Origin of the sequence: Arthrobacter sp. SIMBA_036 (genome assembly GCF_046535135.1) — a bacterium.
Lineage (GTDB): Bacteria > Actinomycetota > Actinomycetes > Actinomycetales > Micrococcaceae > Arthrobacter.
Genome location: NZ_JAWRXG010000004.1, coordinates 60,957 through 74,789 on the forward strand (window position 1 = coordinate 60,957; position 13,833 = coordinate 74,789).

The 13,833-nt window shown below is 62.4% G+C and carries 15 protein-coding genes; 1 reads left to right on the forward strand and 14 read right to left on the reverse strand.

Annotated features, from left to right (window positions below):
• Positions 1-4: 4 nt before the first annotated feature.
• Together SB659_RS06875 and SB659_RS06880 are read right to left on the reverse strand one after the other, a co-directional pair.
• Positions 5-142, reverse strand: coding sequence for a hypothetical protein (locus SB659_RS06875; protein ID WP_410549924.1), 138 nt, complete (start codon positions 140-142; stop codon positions 5-7).
• A gap of 95 nt (positions 143-237) precedes the next feature.
• A complete protein-coding gene (locus SB659_RS06880; RefSeq protein ID WP_410549925.1) occupies positions 238-1,074 on the reverse strand; it encodes a crotonase/enoyl-CoA hydratase family protein in 837 nt (278 codons plus the stop codon).
• Positions 1,075-1,246: 172 nt separating this feature from the next.
• Here SB659_RS06880 and SB659_RS06885 point away from each other — a divergent pair, with 172 nt between their 5' ends.
• Complete coding sequence (locus tag SB659_RS06885) at positions 1,247-2,122, forward strand: oxaloacetate decarboxylase (protein ID WP_410549926.1); 876 nt, start codon at positions 1,247-1,249, stop codon at positions 2,120-2,122.
• Between the two features lie 168 nt (positions 2,123-2,290).
• Here SB659_RS06885 and SB659_RS06890 read toward each other — a convergent pair whose 3' ends face one another.
• The 12 genes from SB659_RS06890 to SB659_RS06945 form a co-directional block, all read right to left on the reverse strand.
• On the reverse strand, positions 2,291-3,106 hold the full coding sequence (locus SB659_RS06890) for an enoyl-CoA hydratase/isomerase family protein (protein ID WP_410549927.1): 816 nt from the start codon (positions 3,104-3,106) through the stop codon (positions 2,291-2,293).
• 208 nt (positions 3,107-3,314) lie between these two features.
• Positions 3,315-4,937, reverse strand: coding sequence for an FAD-dependent monooxygenase (locus SB659_RS06895; RefSeq protein ID WP_410549928.1), 1,623 nt, complete (start codon positions 4,935-4,937; stop codon positions 3,315-3,317).
• Positions 4,934-5,848: an SDR family NAD(P)-dependent oxidoreductase gene (locus SB659_RS06900; protein WP_410549929.1), complete on the reverse strand. Its 915-nt coding sequence runs from the start codon at positions 5,846-5,848 to the stop codon at positions 4,934-4,936. The genes SB659_RS06895 and SB659_RS06900 overlap by 4 nt, the downstream gene beginning before the upstream one ends.
• Positions 5,841-6,470: a nuclear transport factor 2 family protein gene (locus SB659_RS06905; protein ID WP_410549930.1), complete on the reverse strand. Its 630-nt coding sequence runs from the start codon at positions 6,468-6,470 to the stop codon at positions 5,841-5,843. Before SB659_RS06905 ends, SB659_RS06900 begins: the two co-directional genes overlap by 8 nt.
• Before the next feature lie 3 nt (positions 6,471-6,473).
• Entirely contained in the window at positions 6,474-7,664 is a 1,191-nt protein-coding gene (locus SB659_RS06910; RefSeq protein WP_410549931.1) for an acetyl-CoA C-acetyltransferase, read from the reverse strand.
• A 42-nt stretch (positions 7,665-7,706) separates the two neighbouring features.
• Complete coding sequence (locus SB659_RS06915; protein WP_410549932.1) at positions 7,707-8,450, reverse strand: NADPH-dependent F420 reductase; 744 nt, start codon at positions 8,448-8,450, stop codon at positions 7,707-7,709.
• Between the two features lie 76 nt (positions 8,451-8,526).
• Positions 8,527-9,450, reverse strand: a complete 924-nt coding sequence (locus tag SB659_RS06920) for an SDR family NAD(P)-dependent oxidoreductase (RefSeq protein WP_410549933.1) — start codon at positions 9,448-9,450, stop codon at positions 8,527-8,529.
• 42 nt (positions 9,451-9,492) lie between these two features.
• Positions 9,493-10,251 (reverse strand): SDR family NAD(P)-dependent oxidoreductase, encoded by a 759-nt coding sequence (locus SB659_RS06925; protein WP_234752179.1) that lies wholly within the window; start codon positions 10,249-10,251, stop codon positions 9,493-9,495.
• Between the two features lie 17 nt (positions 10,252-10,268).
• The gene (locus tag SB659_RS06930; RefSeq protein WP_410549934.1) at positions 10,269-11,219 is read right to left on the reverse strand and encodes an oxaloacetate decarboxylase; all 951 of its coding nucleotides are present in this window, start codon (positions 11,217-11,219) and stop codon (positions 10,269-10,271) included.
• Positions 11,216-11,737: a cupin domain-containing protein gene (locus SB659_RS06935; protein WP_410549935.1), complete on the reverse strand. Its 522-nt coding sequence runs from the start codon at positions 11,735-11,737 to the stop codon at positions 11,216-11,218. Before SB659_RS06935 ends, SB659_RS06930 begins: the two co-directional genes overlap by 4 nt.
• Positions 11,738-11,772: 35 nt before the next feature.
• Positions 11,773-12,975 (reverse strand): LLM class flavin-dependent oxidoreductase, encoded by a 1,203-nt coding sequence (locus tag SB659_RS06940; protein ID WP_410549936.1) that lies wholly within the window; start codon positions 12,973-12,975, stop codon positions 11,773-11,775.
• A gap of 73 nt (positions 12,976-13,048) precedes the next feature.
• Positions 13,049-13,585 (reverse strand): flavin reductase family protein, encoded by a 537-nt coding sequence (locus SB659_RS06945; protein ID WP_410549937.1) that lies wholly within the window; start codon positions 13,583-13,585, stop codon positions 13,049-13,051.
• Between the last annotated feature and the right edge of the window lie 248 nt (positions 13,586-13,833).

A 13,833-nucleotide genomic window follows, 5' to 3' on the forward strand; every position in this document is an offset into this window, starting at 1 on the left:
CCTTTCATGTTTTTATACTGATCCGTGGTCCCGCGGCTATCGGGGCGTCGTCCGCGGCGATGCGGTCGGGCCTTCCGGGAGCCACGGGCATCCCGTAGAAGTTCGGGAAGCCTACCGGGTGTCCGTTGAGGTCAGTGATCATCCGACGTTTGTTCTGAGATAACGCTAAGAGCGGGCGGACCTTGAGCGACACGGCATAGGACGCCAATGACGTAGGAAGCCATGCCAGAATCCTGATTACGGTGCTTCAGGGGCCCGCGTTGCATGTGCAGCGACGACCCAGGCCGGGTCGCGCCGTTCCACAAAAGCCAACGCACCCTCACGTGCTTCCGGTCCGCTTCGTAACGGTGCAACGATTTCTTCCTGGGCAGCGAAACGCGCCTCGGCCGCCGCATAGCGCGACTCCGAGATGATGCGCTTGGCGGTCTTCATTGCAACGGGTCCGTTGAGCTGGATTTTCCCGGCGAGTTCGAGCGCGGTATCGAGCGCTTTGCCCGGGGCGGTCAGCCTGTTGATGAGGCCGAGCTCGGCGAGGCGTGCCGCAGTGATTGGCTCCCCCAGCAGCGCCAGCTCCATGGCGATGTGATAGGGCATACGGTCCGGCAAGCGGAGCAGCCCTCCGCCGGCTGCGATGAGTCCCCGTTTTACCTCCGGCAGGGCAAACGACGCCGTTGAGCTGGCGACGATCAAGTCGCATGCAAGGGCAAGCTCAAAGCCCCCTGCGTAGGCGTAGCCTTCGACGGCGGCAATGACAGGTTTCACCGGCGTCCGGCGGGTGATGCCGGCGAACCCGCGTCCCTCGATGACCGGGACATCCCCCGCTGCAACCGACGCGAGGTCGGCGCCTGCGGAGAAATATCCGCCAGCGCCGGTGAGGATGGCGATACTTGCAGAATCATCGGCATCAAATTCATCGAACGAGGCCGCAAGCGCCAGGGCAGTGGGACGGTCAATTGCGTTGCGCTTATGCGGACGGGTGATCGTTATGACGCGAACTCCCCCCGAGTTGCTGACGTGAACGCTTGGCTCACTGACGTTGTTGCTTACTGCGTCTAGGGGCTTGGTCTGTTGCATGGTCATCCTTTAGGTCGTACTGATGAGGAGAAAGCAACACGATGCTGACTCCCTTGTCGGCTACTTTTCAAATAGTGAATGTAGTTAGCGTGATACGATAGTAACACTGCTACGTTCCGCGAAAACTCTTTCCGTCGTAGCCATAAACTCCGACGAAAAGAAGGGAAAGCCCATGAAACCCGCCCAAAGACTCCGGGAACTGCTTGCGGACTCCAAGATGATCATCGCGCCGGGTGCCTACGATGCACTCTCGGCGAAAATGATTGAGCAAGCCGGCTTCGACGTCGTGCTCATCGCCGGGGGCACCTACTCCAACTTCCACTACGGGGTGCCGGATAACGGCTTTATTTCCCAGGGAGAACTCATCGAGGCCGGCAGGCGCATCACGGCAATCACCGATCTGCCACTCATTCTCGACTTCGATGATGCAGGAGGATCACCTCTCCAAGCATTCCGCGGCGTCCAACTTGCCGAGCAAGCCGGCGTCGCAGCCCTGCTGGTCGAAGACATGGTGCCTGCAACGAAGCACTTTTGGACACCCAAAGACGGCGGAGAGCGCTGGAAGCCGCAACTCAAACTTCGCAGCGTCGAGGAGATGAGCAACATCATCCGTGCCTGCGTGGAAGCCCGGACGTCCCCGGACACGGTCATCGTTGCCCGCTCGGATGCCAGCCGCTTTGGCTTCGACAATCTCGCTGAGCGCATGGCCGCCTATTCTGCCGCCGGCGCAGACATGCTCTATCCGTGCGGCTACCCCCTTCTCGACTTGCCCAAACTCTCGGCAGTCGTCCCTGGCAAGTACGTCATGGTAACCGTGAAGAATCCAACCCTGGAGGAGCGCCAGGAACTCGAAGACGCCGGCATAAAGATGCTGCTGGTCATTAACACTGTGAACGGGGCCGTGGCAGGCTTCCGCGAGAATCTGTCCCTCCTGGCGCGTGGTGAGTTGCTCGAGGGTGAAGCAGAAGGCGGCGCTTACCTGCCCATCATGGAAGCAATCGATGCGGCAGAATGGGCCCGCCGGGCCCGCCACTTCGGTTATTCCTGAAGGATCTTCCAGACGCAACCGTTCCTGGCCGGGCCTTGGTTCCTGCCAGGAACGGTTTCGCCGTTCACAGCGATTCGCGTGGTGAACATCAAACGCCCTTGGCCAGGGCAGTTAAACAAGAGCAGAAAGCGCCGACGACATCTCAAGTCGTCGGCGCTTCCGTTTGCGTCAGGCGGGCGTCTTGACGCCTGCAGTGAGTTCCGGTCCGGTGAGCGGAGTCGGATTCCAGCCTTCGCCCATGGCAACAAGACCCTCGGTCATCATTCCGTGGCTGACCGCGTCATTCATGGTCTTCTTGAGCTCGTTCACCATCAGCATCCGCGTGGAGCGCAGCGTCAGCGTAGGCTTCGCAGCCAGCATCCGTGCAAGTTCATATGCCCTGGTGACTACCTGATCCTTGGGCACCACTTCGTTCACGGCACCCCATTCGTAGGCCTGCTGTGCAGTGATCTCCTGGCCGGTGAGGTGGAAGTACCGACCGCGGTTCAAACCAATAACCAACGGCCAGATAATCTGCATCCCGTCGCCGGGAATGTTCCCCTGGGAGAAGTGTGCATGATCGGCGAACACAGCATCCTCAGAAGCGATGACGATGTCGCAGAGCAGCGCCTGCTCATTGTGGTACCTTGCAGGACCGTTTACTGCGGCAATCATCGGAACTTCAATGTCCAGGTGGCCGAGCACGAGGCGCTTGGCGTCGTGATGGAGGCCGAGCCAGATCTCGGGAGTTACCCAGTTCTTGTTGTCAATCGGGGCTTCCTTGTCGATGAAGGTGTCGCCCGCCCCGGTGATGATGACAACGCGGTTCCCCCGGTCCCTGCTGATGTCGTCCCAGAGCGATGAAACGTTGTCATGGACTCCTACACCCCAGACGACGTCGCTGCCATCGGTGTGGAACGTGACCAGCAGAATGCCGTCTTCATCACGTTCCAGTTTGATGTGCTGGTACTTGTCCTTGTAGTCATCAAACGTTATCCACGCCATCGTGAATCTCCTTATTTCTGTGATTGAGCAATGAGTTGCGGCTACATCACGACTTTGTCCGGCCACCGGCCGCACTCTCGTAATATGAACCCTATATACAAATAGCGCAAGTTCTCAATAGTAGAGATCGAAAATAGCGCCGGGACTAGCGATGTGTTCGGGCTCTGTCATCTACCTCCCGGCGGGGGCAGGTCGAGTTCCACCGGAATCATGGAGTTGGGGTCCGGCCGGCGTAAGCAAGGAGGGCGCGGTCCACGGCGCGGGGGTCGCTGCCGTCCAGGCGGGCAAGCACATGGCCGTCGGGCCGCACAAGGATGGCTTCGTCCCCGCTGACGCCATAAGCAGCCGCCCATTCAGCCTCTGCAGCAACGAAGTCCCCCAAGTGCCCGAACGTCACCAAGCTGTATGGAATGCCGTGGATCCCTGCACGCCGCGCTGCCTCCCGTGCAGGCTCCGAACCGGAGCGCGCAAGGATAGTCAGTTCACGTCCGAACAAGTCAAGCGTTGAGACAGTGGCCTCAGCGTTGAGCCAGACATGCGGAGCGCGTTCACCCACGGCGGCAGTCGGAGTGAAGGTTCCCACCGGCCAGCCAGCATCCGGCGCCGTGGCTCCGGCAACCGCTCCACGGTCGTAGCGGAATCCGATGTCCAGGCCGGGGTGCACAAAGTTTTCCGGCCGGAAGGAGCGCGGGCCTTCATCGGCGTTTCCCACAATGGACCGGAAGTTGCGGACGGCTTCGGCCATGTTGAACTGTGCTACGGGCCGCCGTTCCACTTCGTAGGTATCGAGGAGGGCAGGATCCGCCCAGCCCTTGAGGACGGCCGCCAGTTTCCAGGCGACGTTGTGGACGTCCTGAATGCCGGTGTTCTGGTTGAACCCGCCGTAAGGAGGCATGACGTGCACCGCGTCTCCCGCTAGCAGGACCCTGCCGGACTGGTAACGGTCGGCGACCCACGCGCCCACGGTCCAGGTCCGGGCGTCCATCAACTCCACCGACTCGTGAGGATCGCCGATTGCGTCGCGTATTTCCGTCGTCCAATCGATGTCCTCGAAAGGCAGCCTGTCCATCACCAGCGGACGGCCCAGCATCGCCACCCGGTCCGTCGCATCGACGGGAGCGATCACGACAGCCCCGATCGTGTCCGGATTATCAAGATAGATAAAGCTCGACGGATCGCCGGTGCGGCGCTGGATAACAGGCGAACGGAACAGCACGCTCACCGCCGTCTGCAGGTCCTGATCCCCCGTGGTCCCGATCCCCAAGGCAGTGCGTACCTGGCTCGCGGCGCCGTCGGCCGCGATCACATACTTCGCGGCGACATCTTCCGGGCCACTGTCACTGGTTACGGATACGAGGACTTCTGACCCTGTGTCGCTTACCGTCGACACCGTCTTGCCAAACTCGATAGTGACGCTTGCCTGGGCCTGCGCCGCGTCAACGAGGATGGGTTCGAGCACGTCCTGGGAGCACAGCACCACGTCCAGGGTCTCCGGACCGAGGGTGGTGTCCACGGGTCCATTCGCAGTCCCGTTGCTGGTGACCACTGAGCGCCAGGGCGATACGGCATCGCTGCCTAGGAGGCGGCGTGGTCCGCCGGGAAGCGCGGCTGCCCGCACTTCGTCAGCGAGGCCGAGTTCGCGAAACACCTCCATGGTGCGGCAACTGACCGCCCTGGACCGGGGGTGCCGCGACCGCTCGGTCCGTCGCTCAATCACGAGCGTGCTGACGCCGAACCGTCCCAGGAGGACTGCCGCCGAAAGCCCGACCGGACCTGCTCCGATAATCACGACGTCGACACTGCGCTCGGCGGGTTCGTTCCGCTCGTTCACTGGTTGGCTCCTGCAAACTCAATCAGATCGGGAGATGGGGAGTGGGAATCCGTGTAGATCAGTTGGCCGGACGGCTGCATCTTGGCGCGAAGCACGTCATCGAATGCGGCGTTGACGTCACGCGGGGTCCAGGACTCGCGAGTGAGGGGAGCGTCCAGGATGCCGGGGTGGGACAGCAGCATCAGGTCACGCCCGTTGGCTAGGCGTACCACCTGGCCGTTCACGCCTTCACTCAAGTCCGACAGTAGGTAGAGGACGACGGGAGCATTGGTCGACGGCGGTGGTGCGACGGGGCTGCCGCCGAAGAACTTCGTGTATGCCTCGGTGCCCGCCGTCATCATCGGGGTGTCGGCATGGGGGGCCATAGCATTGACTCGGACCCCTTTACCGTCGAATTCCGTGGCCCATGCGAAGGTGAGAGAAGCGATCGCCGCTTTGGCCGCAGCGTAGGCGCTCATCATCCGAAGACCTGCGACAGCTCCAGAGGTCACGTTCACGATCGACCCCCGTCCCTCCATGGCTGCGAGGCCGTGGACCGACATGAAGTAAGTACCACACACGTTGATGTCGACGTGGCGGCGAATGTGCTCTTGGGTCTCCTGCCCGGCAGTCACCGTCTCCAGATAGCCGGCATTGTTTACCAGGCCGTCCAGCTTCCCGAAGCGTTCCACGGCAGCAGCGACCAGCCGCTGGCAACTGTCCCAATCGGTGACGTCCGCAGCGACGGCTAATGCTTCGCCGCCCTCGCGGTTGATTGACTCGGCCACTGCCTCAGCGCTTTCGGCATTGATGTCGGAGACGACCACGCGGGCGCCTTCCGCTGCGGCCGCGCGTGCATACGCCTCGCCGAGGCCGCGGCCGGCACCGGTGATGAGGACGTGCTTTCCAGCGAGGATTCGATCGCTAGTCATGGAGATGCTCCTTTGCATTCGTAGTCTGGACCGGGGATGCTTTTCCCCAATCCGTGGCATAGCTCGGATCGCGCGGATAGCGGTCACCGAAGTTGGACGTGGGCGGGATGCCGAACAGCTCGGCGACGTCCGCTTCCGGGGCGAGTCGCTGCGCCCCGTCCCAGACGCAAGTCCTCGCGAGCACCTTCCACTCCCCCTCGCGCCGCTCGCACAGATCCCGGTAACGGCCCAAAAGCAGGTCGGTCGGGCCGCCGTCGGCCGGCAGGGCCAAGTAGATAAACGCCGTTTCACGCTTGGCCTGGTTGCCGTTCAGTTCAATGAGCATGTTGGTGACGTAGTGGCTGGCCTTGTGGGAGGACTCCCGCCGCATGGAATACACCCAGTCGCAGAAGTCATGGGACGGGCCCACGAACATGCCATGATCCTCAGTCGCATCAGGCCAGTAGGTGGACTTCATCAGGTCAAGGTCCTTGCGGTCCATGCCGCGGCAATAGCGGATCATGTTCTCGTTCAAATCCTGCTTGGCAACGAGGATCCGCAGTTGCTCCAGTTCGCCGGCCCAGTCCGCGGGGTTGCCGGTGTTCGTCGGAGCCTCCTTCATGGGTTCAAATACTCCAGTCATCTATCAGCTCAGGGACAGGAGCAGTGCCTCGCCCTGCCCGCCTCCACCACAGAGCGCCACCGCAGCCTTGCCCCTTCCGCGGCGCTGGAGTTCGTAAACAGCCGAGACGACAACGCGTGCCCCGGAGGCACCGATGGGGTGTCCGAGAGCGATGGCACCGCCGTTGACGTTGACCCTGTCCATCCGGATTCCAAGCTGCGCCGCCGAGTGGAGCGCCACGGAGGCGAACGCTTCATTGATCTCCACGAAGTCCAGCTCCTCCACGGTCCAGCCTGAGGTTCCGAGCGCCTTCGCAATGGCCTGGGCTGGTTTGTCTGGCAGTGATGTGTCCGGGCCGGCGATCTGTCCATGTGCCCCAAGTACCGCCACGACGTCTAAACCGTGGGCTTCCGCGTAGCCGCGCGTGGTCAGGACGACGGCGGCAGCGCCGTCCGTGAGCGGCGAGGCGTTGCCTGCCGTCACGGTACCCGCGGGGGAAAACGCCGGCTGGAGCTTGCTGAGGGACTCCTCATTGCTGTCCGGCCGAACACCCTCGTCGCTGCCTGCCAGTTCAGGCGCTCCCCGACGACGCGGCACTTTGACCGGAACTATTTCCGTGTCGAAGTACCCTGCGTCCTGAGCCGCTGCTGCCCGGCGGTGGGAGTCTGCAGCGGCCTTGTCCTGCTCGGCACGCCCGATGCCGAGCAGGACATTGGCACGATCAGTGTTGAGGCCCATCGACTCGTGGTCGAAGGCATCGGTGAGTCCGTCCTGGGCAAGAGCGTCCGTCAGCACGGCGTCCCCGTACAAGTGCCCGGCGCGGGAACCGGGAAGCAGATGCGGGGCATTGCTCATTGATTCTTGTCCGCCAGCGATGACCACTTCCGCTTCTCCCAGCTGGAGCAGCCGGCTGGCTTCGATGATCGCGCTCAGCCCGGACAGGCACACCTTATTAACGGTGACAGCGTGGGCAACGAGTGGTATCCCCCCGGCTACTGCTGCCTGCCGTGCAGGATTCTGGCCAGCCCCTGCTTGGATCACCTGGCCCATGACAACGCAGTCAATAACATCAGCACTGATGCCTGCCCTGTTCAGTGCCGCAGCGATTGCAATGCCGCCCAGATCGACGGCAGAAACCGTCGCGAGCTGGCCCATCAACCTGCCCTGGGGAGTCCGGGCAGCTCCCACGATGACTACATCTTCCTTACGGTTCACTTCTGCTCCTTGGCCTGGGGCCGACGGTGAATTGTCACGGGTTCAGCTGTAGATGGCCCGATGAAGCCGGACAAGGTAGTCGGCGGTGACTTCCGAATAGTCCGGGAACCGTTCTGTGATGGCGGCAAGCGCGATGTCCCGTCGCTGCGGGAGCCGGGCCTTATCAGCGGCAGCAAGGGCCCCGGGCAGCTCCTGGCGCGTAAAGTCGGTGCAATAGCCGGGCGCTCCGGGCTGCTGGCGCCAGGAGTCCGCCAGAGAACCGGCGTCGACCGCGTCAAACCCGGTCTCCTCGACGAGGGCCATTGCTACCGCCTTGTCGCGATCGCGATCCGCGGCCACAGGGATGGCAATCCGGTCGGGATCCCCATCTTTTCTTCCATAGGCCTCGAAGGACTCGGCCGTGATGGCGTTCCAGGCCTTCGCAATCGGGCGCCCGAGCTGTTCGGTAATCCAGGCACTTTCGACCTGCCCGTCTTCCAGGGCTTCCACCCGCCCATCACGCTGGGGGTAGTAGTTGGACGTATCGATGATGACGGCGTTGGCCGGGAGTTCGGTGATAAGGGTTTTGACCTCGGGCATCCGGCTGAGCGGCATGGACGTGATGAGGACATCGACGTCCCTGACAGCGCTGCTTGCCTCTACTGGTCGGGCTCCCGCTGCCACAATGTCGGAACTGATGGTTTCGGGGCCGCGGGAATTCGCAACCTTAACATCATGGCCTGCCCCGCTCAGTTTGCGGGCGAGTGTCGCGCCTATCGAACCTGCTCCTAGAATGCCAATCTTCATGAGAATCCTTGTTTTGAGTTGAGAGCCAATGTTGGCCGTGACTTTGCCGCTGAGAGACGGTTATGCAGCGTCGCCCTCACCTCGACACATCTGCTGCGTCGGCTGGGAGCACCGCGTCCAGTTCGGGCGCCAAGTACACCATCTGGTCGCGGAACGACTCACTCGCGTTGCGGAATGCCCGCAGCTCGCCGTCCTTCATGAGCGCCTCCCCGCTGTCGGCCCAACTCTCGGGCGTGGGGGCTTCGACCTTCATACGCGGCATGCCGGCAATCGCCACGCGACCGGCTGCGACTCCGGCGATCTCGAACGTTTCTCCGAAAACTGTCGTGTCCTGGTGTGCTAGCCACGTGACGAAAGCAGACACCGAGCTCGCCGGAACATTCGTGCGCATGGCGTCCTTGACGACGGGATTGGGGAAGGCGTCCTCCGTCATCGGTGTCAAGGCAACCGGCATCAGGGTCGTGACTTGAACTCCGACCTCGCGGGCCTCTGCCGCGAGGGTGATACCAAGACCCCAGATCGCGGCCTTGGCAGCGTTGTAAGCCGAGTCCGTCGGCACACCCATGACACCGTTAGACGAGATGTTGATAAGCCGGCCACTGCCTGAGGCAATGAGGTGCGGCATGGCTGCGCGCGAGACTCCGACGACGCCTTTGACGGCCACGTCGAAGATGCGCCACCACGTATCGGCTTCCATCTCCCAGAAGCGGCCGAACGCATTTATTCCGGCGTTGTTCACCACGATGTCGAGCTGCCCGTAGGAGTCGAGTGCGGTCTGGACGATGTCAGGCGCCTCGGTGACGACGTTATGGCTGTCCACCACTGCGGTGCCCCCTGCGTTGGCTATTTCAGCCACAGCTTCGGCCGCGTTCGCCGCGTTGACGTCGTTGACGACCACCCGGGCCCCGCGGGAGGCAAGCATCTTTGCGTGCTCGCGGCCCATTCCCTGTCCCGCGCCCGTGACGATTGCCACCCGGCCCTTGAAATCAAGATTAGTCATTTTCAGTTGCTCCATTTCTTTTGAACCGGATGGCAGTGCCACTTACTTTCCGGCCAGCCAGCCGCCGTCGACCGCCAGGGAGATTCCGGTAACCATGCGGGCCTGGTCAGAGCACAGCCACACAACGGCATCTGCCTGATCCTCGGGTTCGGCCAGCCCGCGCATCGGAATCGCCGACAGAATCCTTTCCCGGAATTCCGGCGGGTTCTGCTCGAATGCGTTCTTCATCATGGGACTCGTCGTCGATCCCGGTGTGAGGGCGTTGATACGGATGCCCAGGGGGCCGTAGTCGATCGCCGCGTTCCTCGTAATCCCGACAACGCCGAATTTCGAGGCGGTGTACGGGGCGTTGTTGGCGATACCGATCAGGCCCGCAGCAGAAGCAGTGTTGACAATCGCACCGCCTCCGGTCTTCAGCATGGCGTTGACTTCGTGCTTCAGGCAGTAGAAGGTGCTGTACAGGTTCACCTTCATGACCCGGTCCCAGGTCGCGCTGTCGGTCTCCCCGATGGGTGCGAAGACACCGTTCATCCCGGCATTGTTAAAAGCGAAGTCCAGCTGCCCAAAATTCGACACCGTCGCATCGACAAGGGCCTTGACCTGCTCCTCGTCGCTGACATCGCACTGGAAGAAGACAGCCTTCCCACCAGATGCTTCGATGATCTCCACCGTTTCGCGCCCGGCTGCCTCATCAATATCGGACACCACCACGCGCGCGCCGTTCTTCGCGAACGCCAGGGCACCAGCCCGGCCTATGCCCGAGCCTGCGCCGGTGACGAGTCCGGCTTTGTCTTTCATCATCAGTTTCTCCTCATTCATTAGTAGCTCTCTCCAACGTGGACGTTGTTGTCATAGTTGCGGCGCGATTCCTGCGGGAGGAACCTGTCCTCGGTTTCACGCACGTAGTCGGTCAAGGGACGGCCGAACATTGCGCCCCAGCCGATACTGTCGGGGCCATCGTTCAAGTGGTCGATGTACTCACCGATGGGTGTGGCCTCGCCTGATTCCTTGACCTGCATCAGCAAGTTCCAAACCTCTTTGACCCCGGGCAGCACGAAGGCCACGGGCTGGATCGCCTGGCCGATTTTTGTCATCTCCGCGACGGTCTTGCGTCCGATCAGCGGAACCCCGACGGCGTAGGCTGGCCCGGGAGTCTCCTTCAGCGCGAGTTCGGCCTGCTCCCAGGTATGGAATCCCTCGTAGAAGATGACGTCCGCACCGGTCTCGGCTTTGTAGAGCTGGGCCCGGCGGATAGCCTCGTCCACGCCGCCGCCGGCGGCACCGTAGCCGTCGGTACGGGCAACGATGACGAAGTCGCTGTCCAACTTGTCCCGGGCATCGACGGCGGCGTTCAGTCGTCCGATCGCCTCGGCGTCCGACACCAATTCGATCCCGGCCACGCCACCTGATTTCTTGGGTTCCCGCTGATCCTCGATGTGGATTCCGGCGACGCCCGCGTCAATGAACTCAGACACCGTGCGCTGCACGTTGATCGGCGCACCGAAGCCGGTGTCGGCGTCGCAATAGATGGGAATGTCAGCGGCGCGGGCAGTGCGCTTTGCATGCTCGACCACCTCGGTCAGGGTCAGCCATCCCGTGTCGGAGACACCCTGCCACCAGGCAGACATGCCGCCGGAGAGCTGGAAGGCGTCGAAGCCCGCGTGCTGGGCCATCTGTGCATGGAGCGGCAAGGCGCCGAACGGCACCAGCGCGGTTTGGGGACTGTGGAAGACTGCTCGCAGTGCCTTGCCGGGTGAGGTCAGGCTCATGACGCGACCTCTGGGGTGTTGAAACCGACCGTGACCACGACATAGACGCAGTCCTCGTCGTATGGATTCTTCCAGGCATGGGGAACCCCGGCCATGACGAGCAGGTCTCCCGGAACGAGGGTGCGCTTCTTCCCGCCGGGGAGTACGAGGTCCACCTTGCCGGAGATGACCACCTCGTAGTCGATGGTGTCGCTCGCATGCATCCCGGCGTCACCGTCATCGTCGGTGGCGCTCATGCTTTCGTCCAGGGTCGCCGCGTCCACCTCCCCCGAAGAGTGCGCGGGGAAGCTGCTGATACCGAAGGTGGATCCATTGGGTCCCGCAAGGGCGACCTTGCTTGGCGGGGCACCGAAGTTCGTTTTGCTGTGGCCTCCGTCCACGGCCCAGTAAAAGGCACCTGCTGCCACGCCCGGGAAGTCGAATTCGGCGGCCGGGCCGACGTCGAGGAAGTCGGCTTCGCCGGACTCGTTCGGTCCCGCGACGACGAGTTGGAATTTCTTGGGATCAGGAAAAGTCATCTGTGTTCACTCCTTTCTGTTGGACGCTTTGGTCGTCAGGCACGCAGGCCCGCCTCGCGCATCAGCGGGAAGACCTGCTCGTTCAGCCGGTCGAGGCCCTCGTCATAGTCGACGAGGCCGGTGCAGATGCCGGTGATGCCCGAGGCCTGCAACTTCTGCAGCTCCTCGACCACCATCTCGGGGGTGCCCGTGATCGGCATGAGCGCCGCGCGGCCAAAGGCCCTCACGGACTCGTCACGCTTGTAGTCCTCGGACTGCTTGTACTCATCCCAGTTAAAGCTCTGGGTGCCGCTGCGGATGATCTCGCGATAGCGAAGCGCGCTCTCCCAGTCGGTGTTCTCTGTCACGTAGTCGGCATAGGCGCGTGCCTCCTTCTCGGTGTCCTTGACGATGATGTGCGCGCCCGCCCACAGGCCGAGGTCCTCGCGACCGGCCGCGTCAGCCTTCTGCCTGATTTTCGGCGTGAGCTCGCCGCTGTGCTCGACGCTGGCAACAGACGCGAACAGGACGTTTGCGTGCTTGAACGCGAACTCCTGCCCTGCGGGGCTTGAACCGGCGCTCATCACCATCGGGCGGGGGGACTGCACCGGCTTCGGGTACGCCTGCGCACCCTTCAGATTGAAGAACTTGCCGTCGAAGTCGAACTCCTGCTCCTCATTCGCCCACAGACGCTCGGCGATCTCAATCCACTCGTCGGCAAGCTCGTAGCGCACGTCGTGCTCGGGGAGCTCCACGCCGAAAATGTCATACTCGGGCTTGAAGTAACCCGCGGTGACGTTGAGCCCCATGCGGCCGCCGCTGATGTGGTCAATGGTGGTCACCATCTTCGCGCCCATCACGGGGTTCATGAACTGCACGTTGCAGGTTGCGATGATCTGAATGTTCTGTGTCACTGCGGCGAGTCCTGCCGCCCAGGTGAACGTCTCGAACTGACGGCCCCAGGGCCGGTCGGGACCCGCGAGCCCCTGCCAGCGCGCGATGGGGATGAATCCGTCCACTCCGAACCGGTCCGCCTTCTGCGCAAGATGCTGCACCTCGCCCCAGTTGCCAAGCTTGATCGAGTTCTCCGCGAAGTTCAGGCCGCCTTGCCCAGTGGACACGTTCGCCCCGAAGATCGCGACCTTGAAAGCGTTGTCGCCTCCGACCATCGGGCCTTTGTCCCGCTCGACTGTATAATCCGCGACGAAGTCGCGATCAACGGGATGGTCAGTGGAAGTTTCGTTAGATGCGATGCTCATAATCGCCGTCCTTTCGGGAGATGAAAAATTGGGTGGAGAACGGGTTGGAATTCTTTGACCAGCAGGTCACCGTTCAGATCTCGGATGCATTCCCAAGGGTGTGCCAGCGCCGGTTGTGATAGACCAGCGGGTCTCCGGGTGCCGCGTCGCCTGACAGTGCCGGTGACGCTTGGAGCGCCTCGACGGCCACGATGGACGAACCACCGGCGGCCATCGAGTTGATGATCCTGCCCCGGATCCAGGCCCGGGCCTGGACGAAGTAGGGCTCACCGGTCTCCAGGCGCGACCACAGAGAGGTGTCAGCAAAGCGGTCGATCCCGCTGGTGGCGCAGAGCTTGGCAATGTCCACTTGCTCAGCGCCCAGTAAATGCACGACGATGGTGTCCGCGCCGAGAATGGTCGGGGTGCTGGACGAAAATTCCGATACTGAGAATGCCAGGATCGCAGGTTCGGCACTGGCCGAAATGACGGACGTTGCTGTCAGGCCGACCGGCCCATTGCCCGCATCAGCCGTGATGACAGCGACGCCACCGGGGTGGTTGCGGAATGCCGCCTTGAATTCGTCGGCAGTGATGGCCGGTTCAAGACTTTGGGTGATGGATAAGCTCACCGGATCTCCTTTGATATCAGTGCGCCGGCTTCACTGCCGGCCCTTGCTCAGGGCTTCAACGTTAGGGGCGCAGGTGAGGTAAGCGGCATGGCAAGACATGCCAAAGAGATGGGAAACCGCGTCATGCTCGGGCCACTTGTGAATACATGGCGTGGGATGCAAAGCTGGTGACGTGCTTCACATGCCGGGCCGCCGCGACTCGTCGCACTGACGCCCTGAAACGCTGGAGCGCCTCTTCCTCAACGGTG

Excerpts from the sequence above, each read along its gene's own strand:
- SB659_RS06875 (WP_410549924.1), bottom strand. The coding sequence starts at position 142 with ATGATCACTGACCTCAACGGACACCCGGTAGGCTTCCCGAACTTCTAC.
- SB659_RS06880 (WP_410549925.1), bottom strand. The coding sequence starts at position 1,074 with ATGCAACAGACCAAGCCCCTAGACGCAGTAAGCAACAACGTCAGTGAG.
- SB659_RS06885 (WP_410549926.1), top strand. The coding sequence starts at position 1,247 with ATGAAACCCGCCCAAAGACTCCGGGAACTGCTTGCGGACTCCAAGATG.
- SB659_RS06890 (WP_410549927.1), bottom strand. The coding sequence starts at position 3,106 with ATGGCGTGGATAACGTTTGATGACTACAAGGACAAGTACCAGCACATC.
- SB659_RS06900 (WP_410549929.1), bottom strand. The coding sequence starts at position 5,848 with ATGACTAGCGATCGAATCCTCGCTGGAAAGCACGTCCTCATCACCGGT.
- SB659_RS06905 (WP_410549930.1), bottom strand. The coding sequence starts at position 6,470 with ATGACTGGAGTATTTGAACCCATGAAGGAGGCTCCGACGAACACCGGC.
- SB659_RS06915 (WP_410549932.1), bottom strand. The coding sequence starts at position 8,450 with ATGAAGATTGGCATTCTAGGAGCAGGTTCGATAGGCGCGACACTCGCC.
- SB659_RS06920 (WP_410549933.1), bottom strand. The coding sequence starts at position 9,450 with ATGACTAATCTTGATTTCAAGGGCCGGGTGGCAATCGTCACGGGCGCG.
- SB659_RS06925 (WP_234752179.1), bottom strand. The coding sequence starts at position 10,251 with ATGATGAAAGACAAAGCCGGACTCGTCACCGGCGCAGGCTCGGGCATA.
- SB659_RS06930 (WP_410549934.1), bottom strand. The coding sequence starts at position 11,219 with ATGAGCCTGACCTCACCCGGCAAGGCACTGCGAGCAGTCTTCCACAGT.
- SB659_RS06935 (WP_410549935.1), bottom strand. The coding sequence starts at position 11,737 with ATGACTTTTCCTGATCCCAAGAAATTCCAACTCGTCGTCGCGGGACCG.
- SB659_RS06940 (WP_410549936.1), bottom strand. The coding sequence starts at position 12,975 with ATGAGCATCGCATCTAACGAAACTTCCACTGACCATCCCGTTGATCGC.